At 68.9% G+C, this 15,622-nt stretch carries 11 protein-coding genes; 6 read left to right on the top strand and 5 right to left on the bottom strand.

Annotation, left to right across the window (positions count from 1 at the left end; translation table 11 throughout):
* A partial coding sequence (locus AC1DU6_RS06775; protein ID WP_477856398.1) for a protein kinase domain-containing protein occupies positions 1 to 2,632 on the bottom strand: 2,632 nt, incomplete at its 3' end.
* An 85-nt stretch (positions 2,633 to 2,717) separates the two neighbouring features.
* Here AC1DU6_RS06775 and AC1DU6_RS06770 point away from each other — a divergent pair.
* The 6 genes from AC1DU6_RS06770 to AC1DU6_RS06745 all read left to right on the top strand — a co-directional run bounded on the left by AC1DU6_RS06770 (position 2,718) and on the right by AC1DU6_RS06745 (position 10,342).
* Positions 2,718 to 3,308: an ECF-type sigma factor gene (locus AC1DU6_RS06770; protein ID WP_477856397.1), complete on the top strand. Its 591-nt coding sequence runs from the start codon at positions 2,718 to 2,720 to the stop codon at positions 3,306 to 3,308.
* Positions 3,309 to 3,433: 125 nt separating this feature from the next.
* The gene (locus AC1DU6_RS06765; protein ID WP_477856396.1) at positions 3,434 to 4,210 is read left to right on the top strand and encodes a PEP-CTERM sorting domain-containing protein; all 777 of its coding nucleotides are present in this window, start codon (positions 3,434 to 3,436) and stop codon (positions 4,208 to 4,210) included.
* Positions 4,207 to 6,228: an amidohydrolase family protein gene (locus AC1DU6_RS06760; RefSeq protein ID WP_477856395.1), complete on the top strand. Its 2,022-nt coding sequence runs from the start codon at positions 4,207 to 4,209 to the stop codon at positions 6,226 to 6,228. The genes AC1DU6_RS06765 and AC1DU6_RS06760 overlap by 4 nt, the downstream gene beginning before the upstream one ends.
* A 91-nt stretch (positions 6,229 to 6,319) precedes the next feature.
* On the top strand, positions 6,320 to 6,955 hold the full coding sequence (locus AC1DU6_RS06755) for a PEP-CTERM sorting domain-containing protein (RefSeq protein ID WP_457323243.1): 636 nt from the start codon (positions 6,320 to 6,322) through the stop codon (positions 6,953 to 6,955).
* Between the two features lie 93 nt (positions 6,956 to 7,048).
* Positions 7,049 to 9,010 carry an acetate--CoA ligase gene (acs, locus tag AC1DU6_RS06750; protein ID WP_457323242.1) on the top strand — a complete coding sequence of 654 codons (1,962 nt, stop codon included), beginning with the start codon at positions 7,049 to 7,051 and terminating at the stop codon, positions 9,008 to 9,010.
* Between the two features lie 381 nt (positions 9,011 to 9,391).
* On the top strand, positions 9,392 to 10,342 hold the full coding sequence (locus AC1DU6_RS06745) for a PEP-CTERM sorting domain-containing protein (protein WP_477856394.1): 951 nt from the start codon (positions 9,392 to 9,394) through the stop codon (positions 10,340 to 10,342).
* Between the two features lie 17 nt (positions 10,343 to 10,359).
* Here the strand turns inward: AC1DU6_RS06745 and AC1DU6_RS06740 are convergent, their stop codons facing one another.
* The 4 genes from AC1DU6_RS06740 to AC1DU6_RS06725 form a co-directional block, all read right to left on the bottom strand.
* On the bottom strand, positions 10,360 to 13,131 hold the full coding sequence (locus tag AC1DU6_RS06740; RefSeq protein WP_477856393.1) for a protein kinase domain-containing protein: 2,772 nt from the start codon (positions 13,129 to 13,131) through the stop codon (positions 10,360 to 10,362).
* Complete coding sequence (locus tag AC1DU6_RS06735) at positions 13,128 to 13,718, bottom strand: ECF-type sigma factor (RefSeq protein ID WP_457326558.1); 591 nt, start codon at positions 13,716 to 13,718, stop codon at positions 13,128 to 13,130. The genes AC1DU6_RS06740 and AC1DU6_RS06735 overlap by 4 nt, the downstream gene beginning before the upstream one ends.
* A gap of 69 nt (positions 13,719 to 13,787) precedes the next feature.
* A complete protein-coding gene (locus tag AC1DU6_RS06730) occupies positions 13,788 to 15,158 on the bottom strand; it encodes an esterase-like activity of phytase family protein (protein ID WP_477856392.1) in 1,371 nt (456 codons plus the stop codon).
* Positions 15,159 to 15,296: 138 nt separating this feature from the next.
* Positions 15,297 to 15,599: a c-type cytochrome gene (locus AC1DU6_RS06725; RefSeq protein WP_477856391.1), complete on the bottom strand. Its 303-nt coding sequence runs from the start codon at positions 15,597 to 15,599 to the stop codon at positions 15,297 to 15,299.
* Positions 15,600 to 15,622 lie beyond the last annotated feature (23 nt).

Here is a 15,622-nt window from a genome sequence, read left to right as displayed (position 1 = left end):
GGATGCAGTCCAGCTGGGCAGCGACGGCCTCGCTGGTGAAGCGCTCGGGTGGCAGGTCAGGCGTGGACCCGGGCGACAGGCCCTGCACGGCGGCCGCGGCTTCGGCCGGTCGACCCAGGTCGAGCAGGATCTGGGCTTTGACCCAGGCCAACATGGCGCGCGAGGTCGGTGTAGGCGACGCGGCCTCCAGCTTGAGCAGGCCTTCCTGAGCATCCCCCGCTGCCGTCAGCCACAGCGCGAAGCGCGCCAGGTCACCGGGCTGGTCCAGCGGCCGCATCTGCCCATCGCGGATGAGCTTCTGCCAGTAGTCGCCCACCTCGTGGCCTTGGGTGAATATGGCGCCCACGGCGGCGGCAAAGATGTCGGATGCGGTCCATTGCAGGCGCTGCCAGTACCGGGGCGGCCGGCCTTCCGAGGATGCCGGAAAGCTGGAATGCAGAAAGGTCCACGCCGACTGGATATCGCCGTGGATGTAGGCCAGGCGGCTGCGCGCCAGGTTCAGGCGCAGTTGCAGGGCTTGCGGTGGCTCCGGCTGGACTTCGATCAGGGCCGTGGCCGAGTCGGCGGCCTGCTGGGCATCCGCATGGCGGGCCAGGCCCGCCTGGTAGCGGGCCAGCGCAAATTCGGTCTGGATGACGCGGGCCTCGATGACCGCCTGGCCGCCGCGTGCATTCAGGTTGCGCACGACGGCGTCGATGAACGGCGCCGCGGCCTGTGCGCGCCCATGTTCGATCAGACTCTGCGCGGCGAGAGATCGCAGCCGATGCACGAGCGGCGATGCGTCCCCGTGCGCGCTGAGCGCCAGCGCGACGCTGCGCTCCAGATGGGCGTCGGCCTCGGTGGGCTGGTCTGCCCGCTCCGCCATCTCGGCGCGCAGCACCTGCGTGCGAGCCGGCGCCGTCGAGCTGGCGGGCTGTGCCGGCAGCATGGGCTCAACCTCCTGCAGCGCGGCCTGCGCCGCCTTTGCACGGCCGGCGGACCAGGCAGCCTGCGCCATCGAGGCCAGCGCCTCGGCGCGCAGCAAGGGATCACCGCCTGCCAGCTTCAGCGCCTCTTGCGCGGCAGCATCGGCCTCGGCCCAGCGGCTGGCCGCCAGCCAGGCCTCCGCGGCCAGCAGCCGTGCCGCCGCCAGCGCCTGCCGGCCGGCGTCCGCGCGTTGCAAGGCTTCGACCTGGCGCTGCGCATGATCGGCGGCCAGGTCGGGCCGGTCCATCTCCAGGAAGAGGCGTGCGATCGCGCCCAGCAAGCCGGCCTGCAGCTCGGGCTCTTCCGGGAAGCGCTGCTGGACCAGCGCGGCGCTGTCGGCCAGCGTCAGCTCGGGCGTGGGGCGGCGCGAATCCGTGCGGGCAAAGAAGGCAGCCTGGTCGGCTCGCAGCAAGGCCGCGGTGAAACTGGTCATGACGCGCTGGCGCTGTGCCGCCAGCTCGGCGCGCTGGGCCTGGCGCAGCGCAATGCCGCCGCCCAGCGCCAGCGCGGCGATGACGACCGCCGACGTGCCGAAGGCAAGCCGGTGGCGGCGCAGCGTGCGGCCGAGGCGGTGCCAAGTGCTGTCGGGCTGGACCAGCACCGCCTCGCCGCGCAGGTGGCGCTCCACGTCCTGGGCGAAGGCGTCGACGCTGGCATAGCGCTCGGCCGGGTCGCGCCGCAGCGCCTTGGCCAGGATGGCGTCGATGTCACCGCGCAGCGCGCGGGCCGTCGCGGTGTCAGTGCAGCGGATGCTGGCGCGCTCGGGCTCATCGACAAGTACCGCTGCTTCCCAGGCAGCGCGGCTGTCGCGAGCAAGGCGATACGGCGTGTGGCCGGTCAACAGTTCGAAGGCCAGCACGCCCAGGCTGTAGACGTCGGTGGACACGGTGACCGGCGCGTCGCGCAACTGCTCCGGCGAGGCGTAGTGGGGCGTCAGATGGCGCTCCGACGCCAGCGTGAGGCCGGCGCCAACGGCAGCCTCGGACAGCAACTTGGCGATGCCGAAGTCCAGCAAATGGGCCTGGCCGTCGGGCGTCACCAGCACGTTGGAAGGCTTGATGTCGCGGTGCACGACCAACCGCCCGTGGGCATAGCCRACGGCGCGCATGACCTGCAACAGCAGCGTCAGGCGCGCGTTCACGCTCAAGGCCTGCTCGCGACACCAGGCGTCGATGGGTTGGCCGGCCACCAGTTCCAGCGCGAGATACGGCCAGCCGCGCATGTCGATGCCGGCGTCGTAGAGGCGGGCGATGTTGGGGTGCTCCAGCATCGCGCCGATGTCCCGCTCCTGGGCCATCAGTCGTGCCAGCCCCTCGCCCCAGGTCAGCCGTGGCAGCTTGAGCGCCACCTCGCGCCGGTAGCTGCCGTCCGCCCGCTCGGCCCGCCACACACTGCCCATGCCGCCGCGGCCGATCTCTTCCAGCAGCCGGTAGGGGCCGATGCGGTCGCCGGCGTGTACGGCGGCGGGGTCCTCGCCCTCCCAGGCGCCCAGGCGCGGCAGTGTCAGCTCGCCGGGCGGGTTCGCCAGCATGTCGCGCAGCGCCGCCGCGAGGTGTGCGGCGTCCGGCGGCAGTGCTGCCAGCCAGGCTTCATGGCTTTCGGGCGCCAGCGCCTGGGCCTGGTCGAGCAGTCGGCTCAGCCGGCTCATGTCCGCCGGGGTCAGCATCGTTGGGCTCTTTTCATTGGGTTCGCACACTAGGTCAGACGCAAGCGCATCGCCAGGGCGGACATCCCCAGTAAGGATGATGTCCGTGGCGGCAGTGCGCTGGCACCATGCGCCCGTGCCAGACGATGCCATCGAAACCCTGATCGAACAGGTCAATGCCGGTAGCGCCGGCGCCCAGRACCGGCTCTTCGCTGCCGCTTACGACGAACTGCGCAAGTTGGCCCGCTCCCGCCTGCGCGACGGCGGGCGCAACACCGTGCTCGACACCACGGTGCTGGTGCATGAGAGCTATCTGCGCTTTCTGGGCAGCGGACGGCTGCGGCCGGACAGCCGGCGCGCCTTCTTCGCCTATGCCTCACAGGTGATGCGCTCCGTCATCATCGACGCGGTGCGCGAGCGCCAGGCCCAGCGCCGTGGCAGTGGTCTGGCTCACCTGACGCTGGACACCCACATCGCCGACAGCACGCCGGCCGGCGAAGACGAGGTGCTGAAGGTGCACGAGGCCCTGGAGGCCCTGGCCGCGGCCGAGCCGCGCCTGGCCAAGGTGGTGGAGATGCGCTATTTCGGCGGCTACAACGACCTCGAGATCGCCGAGGCGCTGCAGCTCACCGACCGCACGGTGCGCCGTGACTGGGACAAGGCGCGGCTGCTGCTGGGAGTGCTGCTGGGCCAGTGAGCGCGCCGGGGGGACGGCGGTCTTGTCCGGATTCGCTGCAAGGCTGCGTCTGAAAGCAGGTGAGCAAGCCGCTCACGCTCTTGGAACGCGCCATGTCCCGCCATCCCCTTCGAGTTGCTCGAACCGTGCTTGCCGCCTGCGCGCTGCAAGGCGCCGCGTCGGCCTGCATGGCCCAGACCCAAATCACGCCAACCGTGCGGGCGAGCTGGCAGAGCCAGGACCCTGGCGGCGTATTGACGGGCGGGTTGGAAAGCCCGCCGGTGTTGAGTTTCGAGAATGGGCAATGGGTCTTCCAGGGTGGCGGTGCCCTCCTGCTGAACTGGAACCCCTCCCAGCCCAACGCCGGGCTTGGCACGCTTGACCTCCATTTCGACTTCCAGCCTTGGCATATGCCGCTGGACGCGCATTGGGAGCTGGTCATCTCCCCCCATCCGGACCAGATGAGCGTGCGCGCCGTCAGCCGCTTCATTGCGCCGCCCGATGCGCAGCTGGCCACGGCCCGCGGCTCCAACCGATGGGACGTGACGGCCTCTGGCACCGAACACTACAGCGCCGAGGTGAGCCCGGTGGCGCTGGGGAGCCTGGACAGTTCGGTTGGCCTGACGCCGCCCGTCTGGGCCACGGCACCACAGGCTGCGGGGCACTGGGATCTTTCGGTGACGCAGACGCTGATCGGCAGCTACCACCTCGTGGCGTCTTCGGACCCCGACTGTCTGAGCCTGGCCTGCATGCCCGGGCAACGGGCTGCGGCCAGCCTGCAATCTTTGGAGTTTTACCTGCCGCAGAGCGTCGAGCTGCGGGCCATTGTGTCTAGCGTGCCCGAACCCCAGGTGCCGGTGCTGTTGGCGGCAGGCCTGGGCCTGCTGGCGTTGCGGCGCGGCAGGTCGGGAGCGCGGTCATGAGTGCGCCGCGTGTGATCGGGCTGCTGCTTTGGCTCGCGCTCGGCAGTGCGCGGGGCGCCGAGTACACGGTGCTGTCGCAGGAGCATGTGGCCGGCCATCTGCGTGTCGAAACCCAGTCCGATGGCCGCATCGAGACCGACTACAGCTACCGCGACAACGGCCGCGGCCCGGACATCAAGGAGAGCTTTCGCCTCGCCACCAACGGCGCGCCGCGCGACTACCGCGGCCGGGGGCGCAGCACCATGGGTGCCGAGATTGCCGAGGACTTCGATGTCGTCGACGCCCATGCGCGCTGGCGTTCGCGGGCCGACAGCGGCGACGTGCCGGCGGGTGATGACTTCGTCTTCATCCCGCTGGAGGCCTCGCCGGGCTACTACGGCGCCCTGGTGCGCATGCTGCTGGCCCAGCCCGACGGCCGTGCCGCCACGCTGGGCGGGCTGAAGATCCGCGCCGAGATCCTGGCCCGCCTGACGCCCGATGCCGCGACGGGGCCTCTGGCCCTGGTGGCCGTCACCGGCGCGGATGCCCAGCCCTGGTACTACTGGGTGCGCGACGACGCCAGCCACGCGCTGTTCGCGATCACCTGGCCAGGCTTCGCGGTGGCAGAGAGGGGCGCCGAGGCGCTGGTGCCCGCTTTGCTGGCCCGCCAGCAGCAGGCCGCCAACGAGCGCCTCGGCGCGCTGCGCCAGCGCCTGGCCAAACCGTTCGAAGGCGTCACGCTGATCCGCAATGTGCGCTGGTTCGACGCCCCGGCGGCGCGCATGCGGGGCCCCAGCGATGTGTGGATCTCACAGGGCCGCATCGACGCCGTGACCGAGCCCGGCGCGCTGCGCGTGCTGCCCGAGCGCGCCATCGACGGCCGCGGCCAGACGCTGCTGCCGGGCCTGTGGGACATGCACGCCCATCTGTGGAGCGAGGACGGCCTGGCGCATCTGGCCGGCGGTGTGACCAGCATCCGCGACCCCGGCAACGACAACCAGGAGTTGCTGCGCCTGCGCGACCGCATCGAGCGCGGCGAGGTCATCGGCCCGAACGTCTACGCCGCCGGCTTCATCGAGGGCAAGAGCCCTTTCTCGGCGCGCAATGGCATCGTCGCCGAGACGCTGGACGAGGCACTGGATGCGGTGAGCTGGTATGCCTGCCATGGCTTTGTCGGCATCAAGCTCTACAACTCGATCAAGCCCGAATGGGTCAAGCCGTTGACGACCAAGGCCCGCAGCCTGGGCCTGCACGTCAACGGCCATGTGCCGGCCTTCATGCTCGCCGAGCAGGCGGTGCGCGCCGGCTACGAGGAACTGACCCACATCAACCAGGTCATGCTGAACTTCGTCAGCCGCCCGGGGGACGACAGCCGCACCTTGCTGCGCTTTCAGCGCGTGGGCAGCGACGCCCAGGCCGTCGACCTCGCCAGCCCGAAGGTGCGGCGTTTCATCGCGCTGCTGCGTGAGCGCCAGGTCGTCGTCGACCCGACGCTGATGACCTTCGAGGCCATGTTCACCCAGGCCCAGGGCGAGCTCGACCCGGTGCTGGGCGACGTGGCTGGGCATCTGCCCGTGCTGTGGCAGCGCCAGCTGCGCGTGGCGCCGATGGACCTGGCGGGCGACAAGCTCGACACCTACCGCCGTTCCTACGCCAAGCTGCTGGCGTTGACGCGCGACATGCACCGCGCCGGCGTGCCGCTGGTGGCGGGCACCGACGGCACGGCCGGCCTGGGTCTGCACCGCGAGCTGGCGCTGTACGTGAAGGCGGGCATTCCGGCGCCCGAGGTGCTGCGCATCGCGACCTGGAACGGTGCGCGGGTGGCGGGCGCCAGCGCCGAGCGTGGCCGCATCGCGCGTGGCTATGCAGCCGACCTGCTGCTCGTCGAGGGCGACCCGTCCCAGGACATCGAGGCGCTGCGCCGTRCCAGCCTCGTCATTCAGGGCCGCGTGGCCTATGCGCCGGCCGAGCTTTATGAAGCCATGGGCTTCAAGCCTTTCGTGGCCGCACCGGGCATGTTGGTGCGGCCGCGGCCTTGAACTAGGGGGGCGTGTCCGGATCTGCCGGCGCGGCCCGTCCTGAAGAAGGCGGGGCACTCGCGCCGCCACCTCAACCTGCTGGGAGCTCCTGATGATCCAAACCCAAATGCGCCGTGTTCCGGCCGCCCTGCTGGCTGCGCTGGCGCTGCTGAGCGGCCCCGCCCGGGCCGAATTCTTCAATGCAGACACCGGGCTGACCACGCCAGACCTCACCGTCGACTTCGAATCGGTTGCGCTGAGGGCGAGCGAGGTCGTGTCCGATCAGTTCGTCAACCTCGGCCTGAAGTTCGATTCCGCTTTCGCCAACGCCGACATGAATCCGGCGTTTGTGCATTTCAGCGGCAACCGTGTGAGCAACTTCCGGTCGAATGTGGGTGCCTCGACCGACTTCGCGATCCATTTCGTCAAGCCCGTTTCAGCCGCAGCCTTCGCGATGGTGACGGCGGACAACGGCGTCTCGACTTTTGACGCCTACTTCCATGGTGGCTGGGTCGAATCTGCCGCCGCACCCTCATCGCTGACGGGCTCGACCAATATCTATGGTTTTCGCGACATCGTCTTTGACGAGCTGAGGATTCACACCAACACCACGGATCACGCGCTGCTGATCGACAACCTGCAATTCATCAACGCCCCGGCACCCGAGCCGGCGAGCGCGGGCCTGCTGATGGCCGGCCTGGGCCTGCTGATGGGGCTGAAACGCCGGCCCCGCGCTGAGCCGCGCTAAGCTTGCGCCGCGGGGCGCAGAGCCGAGAGTAAGGGCATCGTCAGTGACTCCTCGCACAGTGCGCGCCAAGCAGCCAGAACGAGGAGACACACGATGAGTACGCTCAACACCTACGCCCCCAGCCCGGAATGGGTCGCCAACGCCCATGTGAAGGGCGAAGCGGGCTATGCCGCTCTTGTGGCCGAAGCCGAGGCCGATTACGCCGGCTTCTGGGCCCGCCAGGCCCGCGAGCTGCTGAGCTGGCAGACGCCGTTCACCAAGACGCTCAACGACAGCGACGCGCCGTTCTTCAAGTGGTTCGAGGACGGCAAGCTCAATGTCTCCTACAACTGTCTGGACCGCCATGTCGAGGCCGGCAAGGGGGAGAAGACGGCATTGATATTCGAGGCCGATGACGGCACGGTCACTCGCGTCACCTACGCCGAGCTGCTGGCCAAGGTCAGCCAGCTCGCCAACGCGCTCAAGGGGCGCGGCATCCAGAAGGGCGACCGTGTCGTCATCTACATGCCGATGTCCGTCGAGGGCGTGGTGGCCATGCAGGCCTGTGCGCGCATCGGCGCGACGCACTCGGTCGTGTTTGGCGGCTTCTCGGCCCAGTCCCTGCGCGACCGCGTGCAGGACGCCGGCGCCGTGGCCATCATCTGCGCCGACGAGCAGGCCCGCGGCGGCAAGGCGCTGCCGCTCAAGGCCATCGTCGACGAGGCGCTGGACGGCGGCGCCTGCCCGACGCTGAAGGACGTCATCGTCTACAAGCGCACCGGCGGCAAGATCGCCTGGGTCGACGGCCGCGATGTGTGGCTGCACGACCTGATGTCGGCCGAGTCGACGAGCTGCGCGCCGGAGTGGGTCGAGGCCGAGCATCCGCTCTTCCTGCTGTACACGTCGGGCTCCACCGGCAAGCCCAAGGGCGTGCAGCACAGCACGGGCGGCTATCTGCTGCATGCGGCACTCACCACCAAGTGGACCTTCGACCTGAAGGACGACGACATCTTCTGGTGCACGGCCGACATCGGCTGGGTCACGGGCCACACCTACATCACCTACGGCCCGCTGGCCCTGGGTGGCACCGAGATCGTCTTCGAGGGCGTGCCCACCTACCCGGACGCCGGCCGCTTCTGGCAGATGATCGAGAAGCACAAGGTCACGATCTTCTACACGGCGCCCACGGCCATCCGCTCGCTGATCAAGGCCGCCGAGAGCAACCCCGCCGTGCATCCCGCGCGTTCCGACCTGAGCAGCCTGCGCCTGCTGGGCTCGGTGGGTGAGCCCATCAACCCGGCGGCTTGGGAGTGGTACTACGAGCATGTGGGCGGCAAGCGCTGCCCCATCGTCGACACCTTCTGGCAGACCGAGACCGGCGGCCACATGATCACGCCGCTGCCCGGCGTGACGACGCTGGTGCCGGGCTCCTGCACGCTGCCCTTCCCGGGCATCACGGCGGCCATCGTCGACGAGACCGGCAACGACGTGCCCAATGGCCAGGGTGGCATCCTGGTCGTCAAGAAGCCCTGGCCGAGCATGATCCGCACGATCTGGGGTGACCCGGAGCGCTTCAAGAAGAGCTACTACCCGGCCGAGCTCAAGGGCTACTACCTGGCCGGTGACGGCGCCATCCGCGACGCCGAAACGGGCTACTTCACCATCACCGGCCGCATCGACGACGTGCTGAACGTGTCCGGCCACCGCATGGGCACGATGGAGATCGAGTCGGCGCTTGTCAGCTGCACCGAACTGGTGGCCGAGGCGGCGGTGGTGGGCCGCCCGGACGACACGACCGGCGAGGCCATCTGCGCCTTCGTCGTGCTGAAGCGCCCGCGCCCGAGCGGCGACGAGGCCAAGGCGATTGCCAAGCAACTGCGCGACCACGTGGCCAAGGAGATCGGCCCCATCGCCAAGCCCAAGGACATCCGCTTCGGCGACAACCTGCCCAAGACGCGCTCGGGCAAGATCATGCGRCGCTTGTTGAGGTCGGTGGCCAAGGGGGAGACGGTGACGCAGGACACGTCGACATTGGAAAACCCAGCCATCCTGGAGCAACTGGGCCAGGCTTACTAGACTGGACCGGTTGCTCTAGGCCGCGCGAAGCGCGGTCGGCGCAGCCGATGGGCTGGGTTTGGGGCTTGCTCATATCGCTTGCGATGTGAGCGAGCACCAAAATCCCGCAATCCTGGAACAGCTCGGGCAGGCTTATTGATCGCCGGGTTCGGGGTTCACTCATATCGCTTGCGATGTGAGCGAGCACCAAAATCCCGCCATCCTTGAGCACTTGGGTCAGGCTGACCGAGGTGTGCCGAGGGCATGACCTGCGTCTTGCCCGACGCCTCACTAAGGACTCGCCTCAGGCCCCAAGTTCTAGGGGGTGGTGATCCCTTCTGCGGGCTTAGTGCGGTTGAACGTGTGCAGACGCCCATCAACCCCGACCCGGAGCTTCAAGCCATGTCTTCACCCCGCTATTTCCTGTGCTTGGCACTGGCCGGCCTGGCCAGCAGTGTGCAAGCCGCCCCGAGGCACCAAGACGTCACCGGCCCCGGTGGCTTCATGAGTTCCTGCGCTGCGCCGTCGAGTCCCGGCGCGCCGAGAACGGCAGGTACCGACTTCACCGGCGGCTTCGCGTCCGGCCACTGCACGGTGGCCTACTTCACCGGCAACAGCAGCGCCACCACGAGCGACAGCTACAGCAGCGGCAACATCAGCAACTCGACCTGGGGTTCGGTGGGCATCGGCCACATCCACATGCGTTCAGACAACAACTCGCCCAACAACGCCCTCTTTGCCGTGGCGGGGTCCAACGGCGGCTTCGAGGACAAGCTGACCCTGCAATGGGCCGGGCATACGGGGCAGACGGTCTACATGCTGGTCGACATGTCCATCGACGGCACCCTGGCCGCCGCGGGCTTTGCCGGGCGCAGCCAGATCCAGGTGACCGGTTACATGAACACCTTTGAGTTGTCCTCGTCCAACCCGGGCTACAGCCGGGGCAACTCCGATCTCTTCGCCACCGACCGCCAGCGCGTGGCCTGGGGTGTGGCCAGTTCGCCCGCCACCTCGCGCGTGGTCGACGGGCACTGGACCTTCAGCGTGCCGGTGGTGGTGGGCACGGCCTTCGACCTGGGCATCTACGCCCGCGCCGAGTCGGGTCAGCGCAGCTTCAGCGCGGTGTCGGGCAACTCGAACAGCCAGCTTGATTTCTCCAGCAGCGTGCTGGTGCAGGGCGTGACCGGCCTGCTGGTGGGCGGCAGTTTGGTCACCGATGGCTACACGCTCAGCGCGGCCAGCGGGCTGGACTGGACAACGGCGCTGCCCGTGCCCGAGCCGGGGAGCGCCCTGCTTCTCGCGGCTGGACTCGGGTTGCTCTGCTTGCGCCGTCTGCGCAGGGACTGCCGATAGCGCCGCAAACCGTGCGGTCAGGCCCCGGGCACTGCGGACCCCTGCTTGACGCCCTTGGCTTCGGTCTCCTGCAACTGTGACAGGACCTGGCGTTCTCGCAGGGTGACTGGAGCGGGCAGCAGAGCGCTGCCCTCGCGAGCCAGGCGTGCGGCCTCCTGCGGGCGGGTCGACAGGCTCAGGCGGGCCAGGCCGGCCAGGGCGCGGGCCTTCTGCAACTGCCTGGAACGCGGCGGTGTCGCGGAGTCTGCACGGGCGGTTTCAAGCACCCTGCGGAACTGTTCCGATGCTGCGGCATCGCCTTGCCGTGCCAGGACTTCGGCCAGCACCAACCGGGCCTGCCTCGCCAGCAGGGTGTCGCTGCCCGCAGCCTCGTAGATCGCTGCGGCGCGCTCGGCCGCCTGGCGCGCCAGCGCGGGCTGCCCGGCTTGCCGCTCGGCCTCGGCCAGGAGCATCCGGTTGGCGGCGTAGCTCGAACCCGTGGCGTCGGCCGGCCAGCGTGCGGCCAATTGGCGTGCGGCGACCAGGGCGGCAGCCGCGTTGCCATCGGCCAGGTCGAGTGCCACCTGGGCCGACAGGACGCGATCGCTCAGGGTTCGGCCGGGCTCACCCGTCGGGTGGTGCTGCGCCAGCGCCAGCGCCTCGCGCAGCTCCGCCCTGGCCGCTTCGGGCTGGCCCAGCTCATGGCGCGCCCGCGCGGCATTGACGAGCACGACCACGCGGTCCGGGTTGCGGCCGCTGTCGGTGCGCTGCATGAGGGAGAGCGCCCGGTCGTAGGCTGCCAGCGCTTGTTCCATCTCGCCCCGGCGGGTTTGCAGGTCGCCCAGGTAGAGCTGCAGCAGCGCCTCGGCCTGCTCCGGGTGCTCGGCACTGGGCGTGAGCGCAAGCGCCTTCGTCAGGGCGGCCTGCGCCGCATCGAACTGGTCGCGCATCGAGTGCACGTTGGCCTGCCACTGCAGGGCGAAGGCGTGGGTGGCGTCGTGGGGCCGGTGTTGACGGCAGGCGAGTTCGGCGCGCTCAAACAGGCTCAATGCAAGTTCGTACTGGTCGGTGCGATAGGCGTTCACGCCGCGCATCCACAGCGCAAAGGGGTAGCTCTCGGTGTGTTGCTGGCCGATCCTCTCCATCAGGGCAATGGCGTCGTCGTAGAGCTGGTTGGATTCAGCGCGCCGCCCCAGCTTGGGCAGGTTGGTGGCGCGCTCGACCAGGGCGTAGACGTACTTCTCACTGGTCGCGCCGAAATGCTGCTTGGCCAGTTCGAGCGCTTTGAGCTGCAGGGGCTCGGCCTGCGCATGCAGGCCGTTGATGCGCTGCAGTTCCCCGAGCGCGGTCAGCAGTTCCAGGCGTGCCTCCGGGTCGATCTTGAGGTCGTCCTTGAGCAGTTCGGCGCCACCGCTTTCGATCAGCTGCAGCACGGTGGTCGCGGCACCGTTGGCCTGGGTTCGCTGGCCGATCTGCGCCGTGTTGAAGGACTTGAGGAGGAAGTCCTTGATGGCCGTGGCCTTGGCGGCCTCGGTTTGCGCCAGCACGGCCTGACGCCGGGCCCTGTCGGCCTGCCAGAGTGTGGCGCCGACGCCGGCCGCCAGCGCCGACGCCAGCAGCACGCTGCCGGCCACGGCGAGTCGGTTGCGGCGCACGAAGCGTGCGGCCCGGTAGCGCCAATCCCCGGCCCGGGCGCTGACCGGTTCGTGGCGCAGGTAGCGTTGCACATCCTCGGCCAGGGCCTGCACCGAGGGGTAGCGCGCGCCGGGTTGCTTGCGCAGGGCGCGCGCCGTGATGAAGGCCAGATCGCTGCGCAGGGCCCGGGCCAGCTGGGCTGCTGAAGTGCCCCGCGCCGCAGCGGCCTGCACGCTGGGCTGAGCCCGGGAAAGCGACAGGGGTTCGGCCTCGACGATGTCGCGTACCCACTGCGCCGGCGTGCTGTCGGTGCCGGCATAGGGGCGCTGGCCGCTGAGCAACTGGAACAGCAGCACACCCAGGGCATAGACGTCGGTGGCCGTGCTGATGGCGCCGCCGGTGAGTTGCTCGGGTGCGGCGTAGGCGGGTGTCAGGCCCGCGGCGGCGGCCCGGGTGAGGTCGCTGTCGGAACTCGTGTCGTCGGCCAGCAGCTTGGCGACGCCGAAGTCGAGCAGCTTGACCTGGCCGTCCTCGCTCACCAGCAGGTTGGCGGGCTTGAGGTCGCGGTGCACCACCAGGTGGGCATGCGCGTACGCCACGGCCTCGCAGACCTGCAGGAAGAGCGCGAGCCGCTGTGCCAGACCGACGCGACGGACGTCACACCAGTCATCAATCTGAGCGCCGGCCACGTATTCCAGCACCAGATAGCGTGCGCCGTCCGGCTGCACACCGGCATCCAACAGGCGCGCGATGTGTGGATGCCCAAGCCTCGCGAGCAGCTCGCCCTCCCGGGCGAAGCGGGCGCGTTGCGCGGGCGTGGTGGCGCGGGCATGCAACAGCTTGATCGCTGCATGGGCGTCGTAGAGCCCGTCACTGCGTTCGGCCAGCCAGACCTCGCCCATGCCGCCGCTGCCAATCGGCCCCAGCAGCTTCCAGGGACCGAGGCGCTGCCCGGCATGGGCCTGCACCGCCGGCGGCTTGACCTCGGGCATGAACTGCTGCATCTCGGCAGACGCGTCGGCAGCAATCAGCGCGAGCAGTTTTTGGTGCTGCACCGTGTCGGCCTGGGCCTGCGCCAACAGCTCGGCCCGTTCGCTGGCATCGGCGTCGAGCCAGGCGTCGAACAAGGCCATGGCGTCGCGCCAGGGCCCGATGCTGGCGCGTTCGGTGTTCATCCCCTGAGTTGCTCGAACAGGAAGGCGCGCGCCCGGCGCCAGTCGCGCTTGACGGTCGGGACTGAGACGCCCAGCAAATCGGCAATCTCGTCCTGGGTCATGCCGCCGTAGAAGCGCATCTCGACCACCCGGTGGGCGCGCTCGTCGATGGCCGCGAGTGCGTTCAAGGCCTCGTCGAGGCGAATCGGGTCCATGCCTTGCGCAGCCTGCGACGATGGCGAGGTCACCGGCTCGCCCTCGGGTGTCGCGGCGAACTCCAGCAGGGCCGACGTGTTCAGCGTCACCTCGGCCACCCCGCCACCGCGCTTGTCGGCATGGCGGCGGCGCAACTGATCCACCACCACGCTTCGCATGACGCGGCTGGCTAGGGCGAAAAACTGCGCGCGATAGGCCGGCACCACCATGCCGCGTGTGCGCAGCCACAGCTCGTGGATGAGCGCGGGCGGGTCCAGGGTGACGGGGCCCACTGCGTGCAAATGGCGCCGGGCAAGCCGGCTCAGCTCAGGGTAGAGCAGGCTGTAGAGCTGGTCGGCGGCGCCGGGCTCGCCCGCCGCCACACCGCGCAGCAGTTCAGTGACCTCAGCCATGTGCCAATGCGACTTGCATCGCGCAAGTTTCGCATCGGCGGGCTGTGGCCGCGAGGGCCTTTGCCCGGCTCAGCGGCGACGCCGCAGCTTCAGAGCCAGCAGACCCAGACCACCCAACGACAGGGCTACGCTGCCCGGCTCCGGCACCGCCGACACATTGAGCGCCTGGTCGAGGTGGATCTTCAGAAACTCGGTGTTGTCCGAACCCAGGTTGCGGCCGCCCGTGCCGGGGTAGTTGTTGTCATTGGCGACCAGCAGGGTGTGGGCGTCCAGGATGAGCACACTCTCGATGGTCGTGAACGGAAAGGTGAAGGCGCTGCTGCCGTCGCCGTTCAGATCATGCGGGTCGGCGATGTTCATCAGGTCGATGACCTCGCTCTTGACGAGGTTGCCGCTGCCGTCCAACTGGTTCAGGTCGACCTTGAAGATCTTCTTGAACGGCGTGCCGCCGCTGGTGGCCGTAGCGCCGTTGCGCTCGATGATGAGGAACTCGTGGTCGTTGATGGCCGTCATGTCACCGATGTTGGTGCCGGCGCCGTCGAGCTTGTAGTTCCATTGCTGGCCGGTGTAGCTCTCGGCATTCACGTCAAAGGCGTTGATGCGCAGCGTCTTCGCCGGGTCGCCCGTGACCGTGCCTTCCAGCAGCGTGTAGAGGCGGTCGCCGTTCGGGTTGATGGCCATGCCTTCGAAGCCGTTGGAGCGGCCCAGCGTCGCGCCGATGGTGCCGTTCACGACCGCCTCGTTCTGCGGCGACGCCACGCCCAGCATGCCAATCTCGCGGCGCAGCACTTCGCCCTTGGCGTTGGTCTTGATCAGGTAGGGACCGAACTCATCGCCAAACCACAGGTTGCCGTTCTTGTCCTTGCGCACCGACTCGATGTCCAGGTCGGCGCCGGTCAGCTGGCGGCCGCTGCGGATGCTGGGGTCGACCAGCGGGTTGGCTGCCGTGTTGTAGTAGCGCGTGTAGTCGGCCTGGATCTTCAGCGACAGCAACTGGTTTGGATCGGACAGCGTGACGTAGCTGCCAGACGTGAAACCGCCCATGCTGGCGCCGCTGTTGAAGTTGGCGGCCGAGACCGTACCGGTGCCGCCCGTGGCCGTCTTGAAGTTGGGTGTGACGGCGTACATGCGCAGCAGTGCGTCGGCCGAGTTTTCCTTGGCGCCGAAGCCGTTGTCGGGCATGAAGAGGTAGGTGCCAGCGGCAGGGCCGGCCAGTACGGCGGAGAAACCTTGCACGGATTGCTTGTTCAGCAGCGGCAGCGAGTTACCTCCGGCGCCGCTGGCGAACTGGCCGGTGGTCGGACCTTCGGCGAAGGTGTTGGCCGGCATCAGGGCCCAGCCTTCCAGCGTGGCCGAGGCGGCCTGGGCAGTGCTGGCGGCGAACAGGGCAAGGACGGTCGTCGCGAGCGCGGCGGGCTTCAGTGGGCAAATGGAGTTCATGGGCGATGCCGTGGCTGCGCGCAGAACAGCCTGCGCGGCGCGGATTCTTGGCAGCCGCCGTGACGCGCCAGTGACGCGTCGCACCACCCGGAAAGCAGAACAGGCCCCGCAGGGCCTGTTTTCAAAAGGGTGACGGCCTTATTTGACCGTCAACACCCACTTGGCCAGCGTCTCGGCCTCGGCCGGGCTGACCTGGGTGTTGGCTGGCATGGGCACGGGGCCCCAGACGCCGGAGCCGCCCTTCTGGATCTTCTCGGCCAGCTTCTTGTAGGCGTCCTTGTCCTTGGCGTACTTGGCCGCCACGTCCTTGTAGGCCGGGCCGACGAGCTTCTTGTCCAGCGCATGGCAGGMCATGCAGTTCTTTTTCTGCGCCAGCTCCTGGGTGGCGAAGGCGGCGGGAGCGACGACGAGGGCGAGGCTGAGGATCAGAGCATTCTTCATGCGAACCTTTCGGGGCGTTGGAC

Source organism: Roseateles sp. P5_B10 (genome assembly GCF_056400485.1).
Note: the sequence above shows the minus strand (reverse complement) of the source record. Positions and strands in the feature narration are given on the sequence as shown.

What these genes read in the sequence shown, in the direction of transcription:
- AC1DU6_RS06735 (WP_457326558.1), bottom strand. Translation starts at nt 13,718, where the DNA reads ATGGCTGAGGTCACTGAACTGCTGCGCGGTGTGGCGGCGGGCGAGCCC.
- AC1DU6_RS06740 (WP_477856393.1), bottom strand. Translation starts at nt 13,131, where the DNA reads ATGAACACCGAACGCGCCAGCATCGGGCCCTGGCGCGACGCCATGGCC.
- AC1DU6_RS06755 (WP_457323243.1), top strand. Translation starts at nt 6,320, where the DNA reads ATGATCCAAACCCAAATGCGCCGTGTTCCGGCCGCCCTGCTGGCTGCG.
- AC1DU6_RS06745 (WP_477856394.1), top strand. Translation starts at nt 9,392, where the DNA reads ATGTCTTCACCCCGCTATTTCCTGTGCTTGGCACTGGCCGGCCTGGCC.
- AC1DU6_RS06730 (WP_477856392.1), bottom strand. Translation starts at nt 15,158, where the DNA reads ATGAACTCCATTTGCCCACTGAAGCCCGCCGCGCTCGCGACGACCGTC.